The sequence below is a fragment of the Rhizobium sp. WYCCWR 11128 genome (assembly GCF_013416305.1).
Taxonomy (GTDB): Bacteria; Pseudomonadota; Alphaproteobacteria; order Rhizobiales; family Rhizobiaceae; genus Rhizobium; species Rhizobium indicum.
This window is the reverse complement of the sequence record NZ_JACCEZ010000005.1, coordinates 390,219-405,368: the sequence shown is the minus strand read 5'-3', so window position 1 is coordinate 405,368 and position 15,150 is coordinate 390,219. Positions and strand designations below refer to the sequence as shown.

Below are 15,150 nucleotides of genomic sequence, written 5' to 3'. Positions count from 1 at the left end.
TCGTGACTCCCATTCTTGTGTTAGCTGTTCACTCGTTTTTTGGTCTTATTGTTTCACCGCACCGGCGGTCAGCCCGCCGACAAGGTAGCGCTGAAGGAAGAAGATGACGACCATCGCCGGCGCGATACCGACGAAGGAAGCCGCCATCAGTTCGTTCCAGATGACCTCCTGCTTGCCAAAGTAAGCAAAGAGCCCCACCGGCAAGGGCATGTATTCGGTCTTCGAGTTGAACGTCAGCGCGAAGATGAATTGCTGGGCGTAAGCGCCGATGAAGGTGGTGATGGCGACGACGATGATCCCCGGCATCGCAATGGGAAGGATGACCCGGCGCAGCGTGTAGAAATGGCTGGCGCCATCCATGTAGGCCGCTTCGTTGAGTTCCTGCGGAATACGGATCATGTAGGTGCGCAGCAGCCAGATCGCCGAGGGGATCAGGAAGGCGACGCCCGGCACGATCATGGCGAGATAGGTGTTGAGCACGCCGATGCTGCGCATCAGCCGGAAGAGCGGGATCAACAGCACGGCGCCGGAGAACATGTTCACCGTCAGGAAGGCGCCGAGCAGGATGCCCATGCCCCTGAATTCGAACTTCGCAAAGGCATAGGCCGCCGGAATGACGAGGCAGAGCACGATCAGCGTGACGATGATCGAGATGAAGAACGAGTTGAAGATATAGCGCCCGAAGCCCGGCACACTGATCCACATCGTCCGATAGGCTTCGAAGGAGCCGTTCTCCGGCCAGAAACGATAGGGCGAGGAGAAAAGCTGGCTGAGCGGCTTCAGCGAAACCAGGAAACCTTCGACGAAGGGCGACAGCACGAAGAAAAGAAACAGCGCAATGCCGCAATAGATCAGGATGATTTCCCACCAGCGGTAACGGTCGATCATGGCTGCATTGCTCATGCGCGTTTCTCCGGATTGAGGCGGCGGGTGACGCGGAAATAGGCGAAGCAGAAGAGCGACAGGAAGATGCAGATCAAAACGGCGCGCGCTGCACCTTCACCGTATTTCTTCGAGCCGATCGCCGTCTGATAGGTATCGATGATCATCGTCGTCGTCTCGCCGCTCGGTCCGCCCTGCGTCAGGATCCAGATGATGTCGAACGAGTTGAAAGTGGCGATCAGCGAGAGCATCGACATGGTAATGATCGCCGGCACCATGAGCGGCAGCGTGATGCGGCGGAAGCGGTACCAGCGGCCGGCGCCGTCGGTCCAGGCGGCCTCGTAGAGATCCTTCGGAATGGATTGGATCGCCGCCAGGAAGTAGATCGTCACCAGCGGCACGCCGATCCACACGTCGGTGATGATCGTTGCCCAGAAGGCGGTGTTTCCATAGGCGAGGAAGGCGACAGGGCCGTCGACGAGTCCGAAGCGCTGCAGCATGCCCGATATCATCCCGAACTGGCCATTATACATCCAGCCCCACATGAAGATGCCGATCGCCATCGGCACGATCCATGGCGGCATGGTCAAAAGCCGGAACAAGGAGCGGCCGGGGACCGCGGCATTCAGCATGCATGCGCCGAAGGTGCCGATCACCATTTTCAGGGCGACCGAGAAGAACGTCCAGATGAAGGTGCGGATGATCACTTCCGCAAACCGCTCGTTGAAGATCTTCTCGTAATTGGCCCAGCCGACCCAATTGGTGGTCTTCCTGAGGGACGCGTCGGTGAAGGAGAGGATGAAGGTATCGACCAGCGGATAGGCGACGATCGCTAGAACATAGAGCACAGCCGGAAGAAGAAGGATGCAAGCGAAGATGAAGGTGCTTCTTTGAACACTCATCTTGCCGCCCTCCTCAAGCCGCTCTCGCGTGAAGGGCTTCGTCGAAGCGGTCCCAGACGGGTCTGAGATCGACGACCGCTTTCTTCATCCTCGCTTCATCCATCGCCAAGGCGAGGATGCCGGCTTCGAGCGCATTCAGGGTGGAAACAGGAAGTTCGAGCCCGGTGCGCACGCTTTCAAGCAGGTCGCTCGCCATCTGTTCATCGGCGCCGTAATGCTGGGAGAGCTCGGTAGCGGCATATTTGTTTTCGACAATCTTGTTGCCGGTCAGCTGTTCGTGAACGTCGAGATAACCGCGGACGAAATCGCCTTCGGCCATGCCGCGCGAACCCATGATGGCAAAACGGCGGAATTGATCGGGCACGTTGAGGTTGGTGTGGAAGTTCATGCCGACGCCATTGGCATATTCGACGATCGCGACCTGATAGTCGATGATATCGGCATCGCTGTCGAAGACCTTGTCCGATCCCATCCATCCGCTCGGCTTGCGGTGGAAAAGCTCGAGGTCGTTGATGCCCTCGCGCGCCGGGTCGTTGGCCGGAATGAAGCTCTTGCGGCCGCCGAAACTGGCGACGCGCTCCGGCCGTGCGCCGGCGACGCCATTATAGAGATCGAGGTCGTGGCAGCATTTCTCCAGCATGAAGCTGCCGGAATAGCGCTCATAGCGGCGCCAGTCGCGCATGAAGAAGGCGCCGTGATAAGGCTCGATATGTTCGGAGGCCTCGATCGACACGATCTGACCAAGCTTGCCCTCGGCCTGGATGGCGCGGAGATCCTTATAAAGAGGAGAATAGCGCAACACGAGACCGACCATCAGTCGCTCATGGCCGAATTTTGCCATCAGATGGGCAAGTTCGATGCTTTCGGCGATCGTCGTGACGATCGGTTTTTCGCAAAAGACCTTGAGACCGGCTTGAAGCCCGAGCCTGATATGGTCGAGATGCAGGTGATTGGGGGAGCCGATCATCAGCAGATCGAGTTTTTCGGAGGCAAGAAGCTCTTCCGGCGAACCATAGGCCTTGCCGACTGAAATTCCCTTTTCCGTCAATCCCGGAAGTCCGGCGGGTTCCGGATCCACATAGCCGACAATGTCGAAGCTGCCATCGATTGCCTTGAAAACATAGCCGAGATAGCCGAGCCGGAATCCTAGCCCGATGATTCCCACTTTCATGCCGATCAAGTTCCCATTTAGTAATTTATTTTCTTTAAGTTGGGACAAAAATCGGGAGGCGTCAATAGAAAACGGGCATCGAAGCGCGAGCATGAAATTAATTTTCATAGATCGATAGCCGGTGGTCGATTGCTGGCTGCAACCGGCCGGACGCGGATTGCCAAAGGGAAGAGGGCGCGCCGCTTGAAGCAGGGGCGGCGATTTCAGCGCCCGTCGCGGCAGGCAGCGATTGCCATGGCAAGCACACGCGGGACTCGCGAAATGTTGAAAAGACTCGTGAGTTTACGTGTGTAGGATGATGCGAGACCCGAAGGCACGGAGGAGCCATCATGACCCGTATGACAGCCAAGGATTTCCCTCAGGAACTTCTCGAACTCTACGATTATTACGCGCACGGGAAAATTACCAAGCGCGAGTTTCTCGACCGGGCCGGCAAATTCGCCGTCGGCGGGCTTACGGCAGCCGCCATTCTTTCATCGCTGAGCCCTGACTATGCGCTGGCGACCCAGGTCGAGTTCACTGATCCCGATATATCAGCCGAATACATCACCTATCCCTCGCCAAAGGGAAATGGCGATGTCCGCGGCTATCTCGTCCGCCCCAAAAACGCGACCGGCAAAGTCGCGGGCGTGGTGGTCGTTCACGAGAATAGGGGCCTGAACCCCTATATCGAAGATGTGGCGCGGCGCGTGGCAAAGGCGGGTTTCATCGCACTTGCGCCGGATGGCCTCACGTCAGTCGGAGGCTATCCTGGCAACGACGAAAAGGGACGGGAACTGCAGCAGAAGGTCGACCCGGAAAAGCTGATGAACGACTTCTTCGCGGCGGTCGAATTTTTGATGCAAAGCGATCTCACCACCGGCAAGGTCGGCATCACCGGCTTCTGCTATGGCGGCGGCGTCTCCAACGCCGCGGCGGTCGCCTATCCGGAGCTTGCTGCAGCCGTGCCCTTCTACGGCCGGCAACCGCGCGCCGAAGACGTGCCGAAGATCAAGGCGCCACTGCTTCTCCATTATGCCGGACTGGACAAGGGGATCAACGAGGGCTGGCCGGCCTATGAAGCTGCGCTGAAGTCATCAGGAAAAACATTCGAGGCCTACGTCTACCCTGACGTCAACCACGGCTTTCACAATGATTCCACGCCCCGCTACGACGAAGCGGCAGCCAAGCTCGCCTGGCAGCGGACGGTCGACTGGTTTACGAAATACCTCGCCTGAGAAGGCCGGTCTTGAACGAGCTGCGGCGGGGAGCCATTCCCCGCCACCTATCCGTTCCCGCGGCCTGTCAAGGCGACTGATGGCCTGTGATCAGGCTCCAGAAGGGCCCGTCACCGGACAGGTTTTCAGAATCGGCAAGCCCGCGAAGCTGCAGGAAAGCGGCGCCGGACACATTCCGATTTCCCCAGCGCAAGCAGTCGATGAATTTGACTTCACGTTCATGAACGCTCATCGGCGCTTCGAGCGATCCCTTCGCATGCAAACGGGACTTGTTCAAAATGCGCCCGTCGCGCATCGTGACCGTGACGACATGTGGGAGGCGCTCCACGCCTTTTTCCTCCTCAGCCGAATAGGACTGCATTTCGATGCGCGGCATGAATTCCCGGATTTCCGGCCGCCCAATCTCCTGCCGTGTAAAATCCGAAAGGCTAAGGGAGCCTTTGAGGAAAGCTGTCGCCAGGCAATATTGCATTGAGAAGCGGGCCTGCATCTCGTCGGTGGGCTCGGGATAGGCGAGGTTACGGGCAGCGGATATTCCGACTTTCGTCTCGATCCTGGCAATGTCGTGCGCCCAAAGCCCATGTTCCTGCTTCAGATCCAGAAGCGCATCGATCACGCGATGGGTCGAGGCGCAGCAGGGATGGCGCTTGGTCACCACGCCCCGGCTTTCGATGATATGCTCCGCCTCGAATGTCAGGCCCTCCCAGCCCTTGGCATCATCGCCGCCGAAAAGATCGAGGAAGCCTTGCGGCCGTTCGAGGATATCCGGCCGCCCGCTCATGCCTGTAAGCGCCATGCGCGCCGCATCCACGGCATTGCGCGCGGCAATCCCGGCGTGAAGCGGTTTGGCAATCGTGCCGAATTGCCCTTTCGGGCCGCAGGCGAAGCTCGCCGCGAGGCTCATCGCCGCGACTAAGCCGTTTTCGTCGGCGCCGAGAAGCCGTGCCACGCCAGCCGCGGCCCCGATGCTGCCGACCGTCGCCGTTGCGTGCCAGCCTCTGTTGTAGTGAGAGGGATTGACGCCGAAGCCGACCGCCGCTTGCGCCTCCAGCCCGGCCAGGTAGGCCTCGAGAAACCGTCTTCCGCTTGTTGCCTTGCCGCGCGTCAGAACCGCCAGCAGCGCAGGCACCAGTACCGCGGAAGCATGCGCCCTTGCCGGATGGAAATTGTCATCGAAATCGAGCGCATGAGCCGCCGTTGCGTTGATGAGTGCGGCGAAAGAGGGCGAGGCGGAGCCGCCGGTGACGAGCCGCGCTTCGCCGCCTCCGGCGATTTCTCCGTCGAAGGCGCGGGTGAGCGCGGCAACGCTTTCATCGCCGCTGCCTGCAATCATACAGCCGATGGTGTCCACCGCAGCATCTCTTGCCCGGTCCATGGCGAGGTCTGAGAACGTCGTTCGCGACAGGAGCTGTTCCGCGATCTTCCGGAGAATGGTGGCCATTGACGAAAGTCTTTCCGTGAGTTTGGTTCTCAGCGGAAAATGTTCAACTTTCCGCAGGTCCGCAATCTTATGCGGTTTGCGGGTAGGGCTATCGATGTTGGAGATAGAATGGCGCGAGACACGAGTGCGGCGATCAGCCTGAAGCATATCGAGGCCTATGACGCCATCGCCGCGACGGGCTCGACGATTGCCGCTTCCGTCGAGCTTGGGATCTCGCAATCGAACGCCAGCCGTTTGTTGCAGCAACTGGAAGACTATCTCGGCGTCAGGCTTTTCGACCGGGAAAAGAACCGGCTGCAACCGACCCGCGAGGGGCTGCAGCTCGGCCCGGAAATCCGTGCCATTTCCGACCGGCTACGCGCCTTGAAAACCGCGGCGATGGAGCTCGAGAGCGGTCGGTCGCGCGAGATCATGCTGCGGCTCGCCTTTCCCTCCAGTCTTTCCTCGACGCGCATTCCGAAGCTGCTGAAGAACTTTCTCGCGGCGAATGGTCCAATGCGCGTCGAAGTCGCATCCGGCAGCTATCTGGCAATTGAACGGATGGTGGCCGACGGCGAGGCCGATCTCGGCTTCGCGCGTCTGCCGCTGATGAGCCCGGGATTGAAACAGGAGAAGATCCTGTCGTCGCGGGTCATTTGCGCCCTGCACAAGGATCATCCCAAGGCCGGCAGCCGCCAATTGTCGGTCGCCGACCTGAAGGGGCAGGATCTGATCATGCTGAACAGGGAGCGACCGGTTCGTCATGAGCTTGAGGCGTTGTTCTACAAGGCCGGCATCCGCCAACGCCCCTTGCTCGAAGCGCATTCGGTGGCGAGTGCCTGCGCGCTGGCCGCTCAGGGGCTCGGCATTGCGCTGGTCGGCGAGATCATCGCCCGCGAATATGCGACGCTGCCGCTGCAGTTCATTCCGCTCGAACCGGAACTGCCGGTTGCCTACGCGCTGATCAGCGGAGAGAAATTTCCGATGGCCAAGGCCGCCAACCTCTTCCTTCAAAGCATTTCGGACTGGGCATGATGACGGTGCTTGAACCGTCCCGGGAGATCGCAAACGCATGAATATCAAGCAACTGGAAGTCCTGCGCACGCTTCTGGCGACAGGGTCGACGATTGCCACGGCAAAGACGATGGGGCTCAGCCAGTCCGGCGTCAGCCGCCTTCTCCAGCAGCTCGAGGCGGACCTTTCGATGTCGCTTTTCGTGCGCGACAAAGGCCGTCTCATCCCCACCCCCGAGGCCCTACTTCTTGCCCGCGATGCCGAGAACATCTTGCTCGCGGTCGATCGGATGTCGGGTCATGCGGAGGACTTAAGAAGCGGCGCCGCCGGCCCGGAGATCGTCCGCATCGGCCTGCCGAGCAGCATGTGGGAGCACTTCGCGCCGGCAATGCTGGCCGATTACATGAGCGATTTCCCCGGTGTGCGGATCGAAACCTTCTTCGAGACGACGACCGCGATCAACAAGCTCGTCGAGCAGAGAGTGATCGATTTCGGCTTTCTGCGCATGGAGGGCGAGAGCGGACCGGGCATTGAGGTCGAGCGCGTCGCCACCGGCGAAAGTGTCTGCGTCGTTCCGAAGGACCATCCTCTTGCGAAACTGGAGGAAATCACAGTCAGGAATCTGCGCGACGTGCCCCTCATTCTGATTGGCCGCCAACGGCCGAACCGCATGGCGCTCGACCAGACCTTCCGGCGGGCCGGCGTCAAGCAGATCGTCAAGATCGAGACGCATACCAATAGTTCCGCCTGTTCCTACGTCGCGCATGACCTTGGGGTCACGATCATCAGCAGCTTTTATGCGAATCTCTATCGCCACCTGCCGGTGGTTCACCGTCCTTTCGTGCCACGCGCGACCCAGGAATTCGGATTGGCGAGGGCGGTCGGGACGCCACTCTCGATTGCCGCCCACGCTCTGAGCGATGCCTTGAAGCGGCAGATCCAACTTTCGCAAAAAGATATTTAAAATCAAATCTTTAGCGTTACCCCTTACGCCAACGCAGCCGTTTTGGTTGCGGTCGTATTCCGCATAGACTTATGACAGAATCGCATAATATTGCGGATATTTCCTCATTCGATCATAGTCTGCGGCAACGAAACCGATGGCACCGGGCACTGTCCGTCGCCCATCGCGGGGAACAAAAATGCTGAAATTCGTTCTAAACCGCCTGTTGATGGCATTGCCGACGATCGTCCTCGTTTCGGTGACCGTCTTCACGCTGATCCGCTTCATACCCGGCGATCCGGCGGCACTGATGCTGGGTGATATGGCTGAGCCGGCTCAGATCGCGGCAATGCGCTCGGAACTCGGCCTCGACAAATCGCAGCCGGAACAGTTCCTGATCTGGACCGCCAATGTCGTCCAGGGTGATTTCGGCCGCTCGATTGTCAATGACGAGCCGGTTCTGCCGCTAGTCGCATCACGCTTTCTGGTCAGTGCCCAAATCGTCGTCGTCGCCGTGCTTCTGGCGAGCCTCATCGCCGTGCCGGCCGGTGTCATCGCCGCCTGGCGGCAGAACAGTCTGACGGACCTGGCACTGGTCGGCACGGCCACGATCCTGCTGTCGATCCCGACATTCTGGCTCGGCCTCCTGCTTCTGCTTTTCTTCGGCTTGAAACTCAGCTGGCTACCGGTCCTCGGCTATGTCTCGATCGGCAGCAACGTCACCGGCGGCCTGCTTTACCTCGTGCTGCCGATCATGACCCTGGTCATTCACGAGATGGGTGTGTTGATCCGCATGGCGCGCGCCTCGACGCTGGAAGTGCTGCGTCTCGACTATATCACCCACGCCCGGGCCAAGGGGCTTTCCGAGAGCGCCGTCCTCTGGCGGCACGCCTTCAAGAATGCTTTCGGCCCGACCTGGACAGTCATCGGTCTGATCCTCGGCAATCTGCTCGGCGGCATTGCCGTCATCGAGACGGTCTTCACCATTCCGGGGCTCGGGCGACTGATGGTCGACAGTATTTTTGCCCGCGATTACCCCGTGATCCAGGGTTGCCTGCTGTTCGTCTCGCTTTCCTATGTGCTGGTCAATTTGGTCGTCGACCTGCTCTATCCCTTGTTCGATCCGCGGGTAGTCGCCGAATGAAAAACGTCACGTTCAACGGCTTCATCGGCAGCATTCTCATTGCCGCATTGCTCATCTCCGCTGCGATCGGCCTTTTCTGGACCCCTTATGATCCGATGAAGCTCGGCTTCACGGCACGGTTGGCGGCACCAAGCGGCGCCCACTGGCTCGGAACCGACGAATTCGGCCGCGACGTGCTCAGCCGCCTGATCGTCGGCGCCCGGGCGAGCGTCTGGATCGGCACCTTGACGGTCACATTCGCGACGGTCTGCGGCACGCTGATCGGTCTCGTCAGCGGTTATGCCCGCGGTTGGGTCGATGCCGTCATCATGGCTGTCAACAATGCGCTTCTCGCTTTTCCGGGCATTCTTCTGGCGCTGGGATTGCTCGCCGTCTTCGGCGCCAACCAATATGGCATCATCTTCGCGCTGGGCATTGCCTATTCTCCCTCCATGGCCCGCGTTGTCCGGGGTGCCGTCCTATCGCTGCGCGAGCGGGAGTTCATCGAGGCCTCCAAGGTGATGGGCAATGGCGAGCTCTACACCATGTTCCGCCATATCCTCCCCAATTGCATCGCCCCGATCACCGTGCTGGCGACCTCGATGTTCGGCTGGGCGATCCTTTCGGAAAGCGCACTCAGCTTTCTCGGTCTCGGCGTTCCGCCACCGGCGCCGACCTGGGGCAACATGCTGGCTGCCGGCCGGCCATTCATCGAGCAGGCTGTCTGGCTGGGTCTCTTCCCGGGCATGGCGATTGCCCTGACGCTCCTCGGCATAAATCTTCTGGGCGACGCTCTTCGGGACAAGCTTGATCCATGGATGAGGGGGCTGAAATGACCAATAGAACGCTTTTGAATGTCCGCAACCTGTCGCTTCAGGTCACTGGGACCGGTGTGGAGGTCGTCAAGGACGTCAGCTTCGACATCGCGCCGGGCGAGATCTTCGGCATCGTCGGAGAAAGCGGATCGGGCAAGACGCTGGCAACACGCGCCCTGATCTCGCTGCTGCCGGCGCCCATCAAGGTGATCGGTGGCTCCGTTGCCTACAAGGGACGTGACGTGCTTTCCATGAACGGTGCGCAATTGCGCCAATTGCGTGGTGCGGAAATCGGTGTCGTCTTCCAGGAGCCGATGACCTCGCTCAATCCCTCGATGACCGTCGGCCGCCAACTCGAAGAAGGCTTGCAGCTGCATACGAAACTTTCGCAGGAAGAACGGCGCAGCCGGATCCTCGACATGCTGAACCGGGTCGGGATCCGCGACCCTGCCGGGGCGCTCTCTTCCTATCCGCATGAATTCTCGGGTGGCATGCGCCAGCGCATCATGCTGGCATCGGTCATGCTGCTGAAACCGGCGCTCTTGATCGCCGACGAACCGACGACCGCGCTCGATGCCGTGATCCAGCGCGATGTCATGGAATTGATGGTGGAACTGACACAGGCGGAAGGCACCGCCGTGCTGCTGATCAGCCACGATCTGCCGATGGTTGCCCGCTACACGAACCGTATCGTCGTCATGGAAAAGGGCGCGATCGTCGAAGAAGGGCGCACCGCCGATCTGCTCGACGCACCGCAGCGTGCCTATACGAAGAAGCTGCTTTCCTCCCTGCCGTTCCGCGGAGAGACGCGGATGATCGACAAGACCAGGGCGCCGATGGTCTCAGCGCGGGATATCGTCGTCGACTATCCAGGCCGGCGGTCGCTGATGAAGACGGCAAAGCCGAAACGGGCGCTGCATGGCGTCAGCATCGATATCCACGAGGGCGAAGTCGTGGCGCTGGTCGGCGGTTCGGGTTCCGGCAAGACCACGCTCGGCCGCACCATTGCCGGACTGGTCCGCGAGAGCGAAGGCGATATCCGGTTCAAGGGACGCAGCCGCGACGACGACTGGATGGATTATCGGCTGAATTGCCAGATGGTGTTTCAAGATCCTTATTCCTCGCTCGATCCGCGCATGACCATCCTCGCGCTCGTGGAAGAAGCGCTGCGGCTCGTTCCCGATCTCGACGCTGCGGCAAAGCGCAAGCGCGCCCTGGAGACGCTGGAGGAAGTCGGCCTTGGGTCCGACTATGCCGGGCGCTACCCGCATGAGCTTTCGGGCGGTCAGCGGCAGCGCGTGGCGATCGCCCGCGCCATTGCGCGCCGGCCGAAATTCCTGATCGCCGACGAACCGGTATCGGCCCTCGACGTGACGGTCCGGGCGCAGGTGCTCGAACTCCTGTCCGATCTGCAAAAACGCTACGGCTTTTCCTGCCTGTTCATCAGCCATGATCTCGGCGTGGTCGAACAGGTGGCTGATCGCGTCGTCGTCATGCAGGACGGCCGGATCATCGAGGAGGGCGACCGCGATACGGTTTTCGACAGCCCGAAGGAGGCCTATACGCAAAGGCTTCTCTCGGCCATCCCCGCTCTGGACCACAATGCTCAGGGCGGCGTGATCCTCAAATGGCGCCTGGAGAACTGACATGACGATGATTGAATCCGGAAAGCTTGCGGAGCGATTGAACGCGATCTGCGATGCCCAGCCTTTCGTGACCCGCTTCATGGTGCGTGCGCTTGGCAGCGGCGAAACGATCGGCAGGGGCGCGGACGAGGAAACCCCTTCCGCCAGCACCCGAAAGACCTCGATCATGATGGCTGCCTTGAAGGCCGCCCATGAAGGCCGCCTGGACCTGGACGAACGGATCACCTACGAAAAGCGTTTCGCCGAGGAAGTGGCGAGCGGGATGTTCCGCTATCTGACGCCCGGTATCGTCATATCGCTGCGTGATGCCATCACCGGCATGATGGTGCTGAGCGACAATGTCTGCACCAAGATGGTGTTCGAAAGGCTGACGCTCGAAGAGGTCGACAGCTATTGCAAGTCGATCGGCATGACGGGCACCAACCATCGCTTCCTCATCCCTCCCTTGGCGCTGTCGCCCGATCATTCATTGAAGGCCGTCACCACGACGACGGCGCGGGATCAGGTCTATCTGCTGCAGACCATACTGGATGCCCAGGATTCGCGGGAAGCCGCGGACCGGCTCGGCTGCTCACAGGCGCTCAGCGCCTATGCGCTTCAAACCCTGAAGAACCAGATCCTGCGTTATGCCATTCCTTCCCGGCTGCCATTCGGGGTGCTCGTCGCCCACAAGGGCGGCACGGGAAAGCGCGGCCGCATGAATGCCGGTATCGTCTATCGCGACGGTTCCCCCTTCTACATCATCGCCGTCTATACCGACGACGTGCCGCAGGAAATGCAGGACGGCACCCCCGGCTACACGGTCGCGCTTGAAACCATCGGCAGGCTTTCACGCGCCTGCTGGGATGAATTCCAATCCTAAAGATCATAAAAAGAGGGTAGAACAATGCACAAGCTTCTTCTTGCAGGCACCATGTTGATGGCGATGACCGGCGTGGTCGACGCCCGCGACATCGTCGTGGCTCAAAGTTCCGATCTGCGCAGCAACAATCCGGGCGTCAATCGCGACGGCAATACCGATGGAGTCATCCTGCATATCATCGAGGGGCTCGTCGGCTATGCCAACAACGGCGAGGTTAAGCCACTGCTGGCAAAGAGCTTCGAAGTCTCGGCGGATGGGCTGAGCTACAGCTTCAAACTGCGTGATGACGTCAAATTCCACAACGGCAAGAAATTGACCGCCGATGACGTCGTGTGGAACTGGAACCGCTATCTCAAGCCCGAAACGAAATGGACCTGCCTTCCTGACTTCGACGGCAGCGGCACCGTGCATGTTACGGGGGTCAAGGCAGTCGATACTTCGACCGTCACCATCACGCTGGAAAAGCCATCGGCAGTTTTCCTTGGCCTGATGTCTCGCCCCGAATGCGGTTACACCGGGATGATCTCCCCGGAATCGGTCGGCGCGGACGGAAGCTTCGTCAAGCCGATCGGCACCGGTCCCTTCAAATGGGATGAATGGAAGAAGGGCGAGTATATCCATCTCGCCAAGTTCGACGATTATGTCTCGCCCCAGAACGACGGCAAGCCCGACGGCATGGTCGGCTCCAAACGCCCTCTCGTCGACGGCATCAAGTTCATGGTCATTCCCGATGCTTCGACCGTAAAGGCCGGCCTTCAGTCCGGCGTGCTCGATGCCGCGGAGATTTCGCCGGATCTCATTCCCGAATTCAAGACGAGCGACACGATGCAGCTGATCGTGGCTCGCAACAACGGCAAAAACCTCTTTTACATCCAGACGCGCGACAAGGTTCTGAGCAATCCCGGCGTGCGCCGCGCCATGGCGATGGCACTCGATCTCGACCAACTCGTCGAGGCCGCCTCCAATGGCACCGGCGCAGCCAACGGTTCGATGGTTTCGCAAGACTCGCTCTATTTCGACGATGTCCAGAAGGAGCGTCTGCCCTACGACATCGAGGCCGCAAAGAAAGAGCTTGCGACGGCCGGCTATAAGGGCGAGCCGATTACCATCATCGCCAACAAGCGCAGCAACGTGCCAAGCTTCCCGGCCGCGGTGATGGCGCAGGCCATGATGCAGCAGGCAGGTCTCAATGTGCAGATCGAGGTGCTCGACTATGCGACGCAGGTCGATCGCCGCCGGTCCGGCAACTACCAGATCATCTCGCAATCGGTCGCGCCGCGGCTCGATCCGGCGCTGATGTACGGCTTCTATGTCGGCAACAAGGACAAGAATGCGTCATTGATGTGGGATGACCCGAAGGCTGTCGAGTTGATGAAGGCCGCCTATGCGGAGGCCGACCAGACGAAGCGTCAGGCGCTCTTCGACGAGTTTCACACGCTGATGCTCAAAGAAATGCCGGGCATCTTCCTCTATGACATGGTCGATGTCTGGGGCGCGACCAAGAAGCTGAAGGGCCAGCCCGTCTGGCAATCGAATGCCCGTCTTTGGGAAGTTTCGCTCGACAATTGAGCCTGAACTGCCGCGCCCGGATGGTTCGGGCGCCGCCATCCCGTTTCGACAGTCAACAGGAGATCCGGCAGGCAGTCCTGCCGGGTCCGGTGCAACACGTCCCTGTGGCGGCAGGACAGACAGCGAGGAAATGCCATGAATCTTGACGCGATCAGCTCCATTGCCGCGACGGTCGAAAAGATGAAACCGGATTATATCGCCCTCAGCGACAGTATCTGGGATTTCGCGGAGCTGAAATTCGAGGAGCGGCGCTCGTCGCAATTGCTGGCAAGGACACTCGAGGAAAACGGTTTTGCCGTGCGCCGCGGCGTCGCAGACATGGAAACGGCCTTCATCGGCGAATCCGGCAGCGGCAAGCCGGTGATTGCTTTTCTCGGCGAATTCGATGCCCTGGCCGGAATGAGCCAGACCGCCGACGTCGCCGAGCCTCTTCCCGAGGCGGCGGGCGCAACCGGTCACGGCTGCGGGCACAATCTGCTTGGTGTCGGATCGCTAATGGCGGCGGTTGCGCTTGCCCGCCACCTCAAGGAGAACAACCTGCCCGGGACGGTGCGCTATTACGGCTGCCCCGGAGAGGAGGGCGGTTCCGGCAAGACCTTCATGGTTCGCGCCGGCGCATTCGATGACGTCGATGCCGCCCTGACCTGGCATCCGGCTCCGTTCAACGGTGTTCGTTCGACGAACAATCTTGCCGTTCTCGAATATTACTATCGTTTCAGGGGTGTCGCGGCACATGCGGCCAACAGCGCCCATCTCGGCCGTTCGGCGCTCGATGCGGTCGAACTGATGAATGTCGGCGTCAATTTCCTGCGCGAACACATGCCGCAGGATTGTCGCGTTCACTATGCGATCACCGACACCGGCGGCAGGGCCGCCAATGTCGTGCAGGCGAGCGCCGAAGTTCTCTATCTGATCAGGGCGCCTGATATGCCGCAGGCGCTTGCGCTTGCCGGGCGCGTCGAGAAAGTCGCACGAGGTGCTGCGATGATGACCGAAACCGCGGTCGAGATCGTGTTCGACACCGCCTCGACGAACCTTCTTCCCAACATCACGCTTGAAACGGCGATGCACGAGAACATGGTCGCGCTCGGGCCGATAGCCTTCGACGAGACCGACATCGCCTTTGCCAGGAAAATCCAGGATACCTTCACTGAGGAAGCGATCAGGAGCAGCATCCGCCTCTATCAGATCAAGGGCGATGTGTTCTCCAACGCCAAGGTCGATGGATCGACGCCCCTGCATACCGGTCTGCGCGATTTCGAGGGACAATCGCATTTCCGGGCCGGATCGACCGATGTCGGAGATGTCAGCTGGGTGACGCCGACCGCGCAATGCTGGGCGCCAGCCTGGGCGATCGGCACCAATCCCCATACATGGCAAGTCGTCGCGCAAGGAAAAAGCCCGGCCGCGCACAAAGCCATGGCGCATGCGGCCAAGACGCTTGCGACAACGGGGCTCGCATTGATGTCGTCATCCGACCTCCTGGCAGCCGCGACGGCCGAGTGGCGGGAAAAGACCAGCGGCAAATCCTATGTGTGCCCGATACCCGACGATGTGATGGCTGCATCGGTTCACAGCCGGTAACC

General features: G+C 60.2%; 13 protein-coding genes. 9 read left to right on the top strand and 4 right to left on the bottom strand.

All coding sequences use genetic code 11. The annotated features are described in order from the left end of the window. Positions 1–45: 45 nt before the first annotated feature. Genes HX898_RS18760 through HX898_RS18750 form a run of 3 tightly spaced genes read right to left on the bottom strand, consistent with a single transcriptional unit; the run spans position 46 to position 2,955 of the window. Positions 46–903: a carbohydrate ABC transporter permease gene (locus tag HX898_RS18760; protein ID WP_003553169.1), complete on the bottom strand. Its 858-nt coding sequence runs from the start codon at positions 901–903 to the stop codon at positions 46–48. Then, on the bottom strand, positions 900–1,784 hold the full coding sequence (locus HX898_RS18755; RefSeq protein WP_011655221.1) for a sugar ABC transporter permease: 885 nt from the start codon (positions 1,782–1,784) through the stop codon (positions 900–902). The genes HX898_RS18760 and HX898_RS18755 overlap by 4 nt, the downstream gene beginning before the upstream one ends. Before the next feature lie 13 nt (positions 1,785–1,797). Next, entirely contained in the window at positions 1,798–2,955 is a 1,158-nt protein-coding gene (locus HX898_RS18750) for a Gfo/Idh/MocA family oxidoreductase (RefSeq protein WP_138331654.1), read from the bottom strand. Between the two features lie 329 nt (positions 2,956–3,284). Here HX898_RS18750 and yghX point away from each other — a divergent pair, with 329 nt between their 5' ends. Next, positions 3,285–4,172 (top strand): YghX family hydrolase, encoded by an 888-nt coding sequence (gene yghX, locus HX898_RS18745; protein ID WP_138331425.1) that lies wholly within the window; start codon positions 3,285–3,287, stop codon positions 4,170–4,172. Positions 4,173–4,239: 67 nt separating this feature from the next. Here the strand turns inward: yghX and HX898_RS18740 are convergent, their stop codons facing one another. Beyond that, the gene (locus tag HX898_RS18740) at positions 4,240–5,613 is read right to left on the bottom strand and encodes an MmgE/PrpD family protein (RefSeq protein ID WP_180195360.1); all 1,374 of its coding nucleotides are present in this window, start codon (positions 5,611–5,613) and stop codon (positions 4,240–4,242) included. A 39-nt stretch (positions 5,614–5,652) separates the two neighbouring features. Here HX898_RS18740 and HX898_RS18735 point away from each other — a divergent pair, with 39 nt between their 5' ends. From HX898_RS18735 to HX898_RS18700, 8 genes are all read left to right on the top strand, one after another. After that, positions 5,653–6,627, top strand: coding sequence for a LysR family transcriptional regulator (locus HX898_RS18735; RefSeq protein ID WP_180195359.1), 975 nt, complete (start codon positions 5,653–5,655; stop codon positions 6,625–6,627). Positions 6,628–6,664: 37 nt separating this feature from the next. Further along, positions 6,665–7,570, top strand: coding sequence for a LysR family transcriptional regulator (locus HX898_RS18730; protein WP_180195358.1), 906 nt, complete (start codon positions 6,665–6,667; stop codon positions 7,568–7,570). Between the two features lie 178 nt (positions 7,571–7,748). Further along, the gene (locus HX898_RS18725) at positions 7,749–8,693 is read left to right on the top strand and encodes an ABC transporter permease (RefSeq protein ID WP_180195357.1); all 945 of its coding nucleotides are present in this window, start codon (positions 7,749–7,751) and stop codon (positions 8,691–8,693) included. Continuing rightward, positions 8,690–9,508, top strand: a complete 819-nt coding sequence (locus HX898_RS18720) for an ABC transporter permease (RefSeq protein WP_180195356.1) — start codon at positions 8,690–8,692, stop codon at positions 9,506–9,508. Before HX898_RS18725 ends, HX898_RS18720 begins: the two co-directional genes overlap by 4 nt. After that, complete coding sequence (locus HX898_RS18715) at positions 9,505–11,133, top strand: ABC transporter ATP-binding protein (protein ID WP_180195355.1); 1,629 nt, start codon at positions 9,505–9,507, stop codon at positions 11,131–11,133. Before HX898_RS18720 ends, HX898_RS18715 begins: the two co-directional genes overlap by 4 nt. Position 11,134: 1 nt before the next feature. Continuing rightward, positions 11,135–11,995: a serine hydrolase gene (locus HX898_RS18710; RefSeq protein ID WP_138331418.1), complete on the top strand. Its 861-nt coding sequence runs from the start codon at positions 11,135–11,137 to the stop codon at positions 11,993–11,995. 24 nt (positions 11,996–12,019) lie between these two features. Further along, on the top strand, positions 12,020–13,564 hold the full coding sequence (locus tag HX898_RS18705) for an ABC transporter substrate-binding protein (protein ID WP_180195354.1): 1,545 nt from the start codon (positions 12,020–12,022) through the stop codon (positions 13,562–13,564). Between the two features lie 135 nt (positions 13,565–13,699). After that, positions 13,700–15,148 (top strand): M20 family metallopeptidase, encoded by a 1,449-nt coding sequence (locus HX898_RS18700; RefSeq protein ID WP_180195353.1) that lies wholly within the window; start codon positions 13,700–13,702, stop codon positions 15,146–15,148. Positions 15,149–15,150 lie beyond the last annotated feature (2 nt).

Excerpts from the sequence above, each read along its gene's own strand:
- HX898_RS18735 (WP_180195359.1), top strand. The coding sequence starts at position 5,653 with ATGTTCAACTTTCCGCAGGTCCGCAATCTTATGCGGTTTGCGGGTAGG.
- HX898_RS18705 (WP_180195354.1), top strand. The coding sequence starts at position 12,020 with ATGCACAAGCTTCTTCTTGCAGGCACCATGTTGATGGCGATGACCGGC.
- HX898_RS18740 (WP_180195360.1), bottom strand. The coding sequence starts at position 5,613 with ATGGCCACCATTCTCCGGAAGATCGCGGAACAGCTCCTGTCGCGAACG.
- HX898_RS18760 (WP_003553169.1), bottom strand. The coding sequence starts at position 903 with ATGAGCAATGCAGCCATGATCGACCGTTACCGCTGGTGGGAAATCATC.
- HX898_RS18720 (WP_180195356.1), top strand. The coding sequence starts at position 8,690 with ATGAAAAACGTCACGTTCAACGGCTTCATCGGCAGCATTCTCATTGCC.
- HX898_RS18725 (WP_180195357.1), top strand. The coding sequence starts at position 7,749 with ATGCTGAAATTCGTTCTAAACCGCCTGTTGATGGCATTGCCGACGATC.
- HX898_RS18750 (WP_138331654.1), bottom strand. The coding sequence starts at position 2,955 with ATGAAAGTGGGAATCATCGGGCTAGGATTCCGGCTCGGCTATCTCGGC.
- HX898_RS18730 (WP_180195358.1), top strand. The coding sequence starts at position 6,665 with ATGAATATCAAGCAACTGGAAGTCCTGCGCACGCTTCTGGCGACAGGG.
- HX898_RS18700 (WP_180195353.1), top strand. The coding sequence starts at position 13,700 with ATGAATCTTGACGCGATCAGCTCCATTGCCGCGACGGTCGAAAAGATG.
- HX898_RS18715 (WP_180195355.1), top strand. The coding sequence starts at position 9,505 with ATGACCAATAGAACGCTTTTGAATGTCCGCAACCTGTCGCTTCAGGTC.
- HX898_RS18710 (WP_138331418.1), top strand. The coding sequence starts at position 11,135 with ATGACGATGATTGAATCCGGAAAGCTTGCGGAGCGATTGAACGCGATC.
- HX898_RS18755 (WP_011655221.1), bottom strand. The coding sequence starts at position 1,784 with ATGAGTGTTCAAAGAAGCACCTTCATCTTCGCTTGCATCCTTCTTCTT.
- yghX (WP_138331425.1), top strand. The coding sequence starts at position 3,285 with ATGACCCGTATGACAGCCAAGGATTTCCCTCAGGAACTTCTCGAACTC.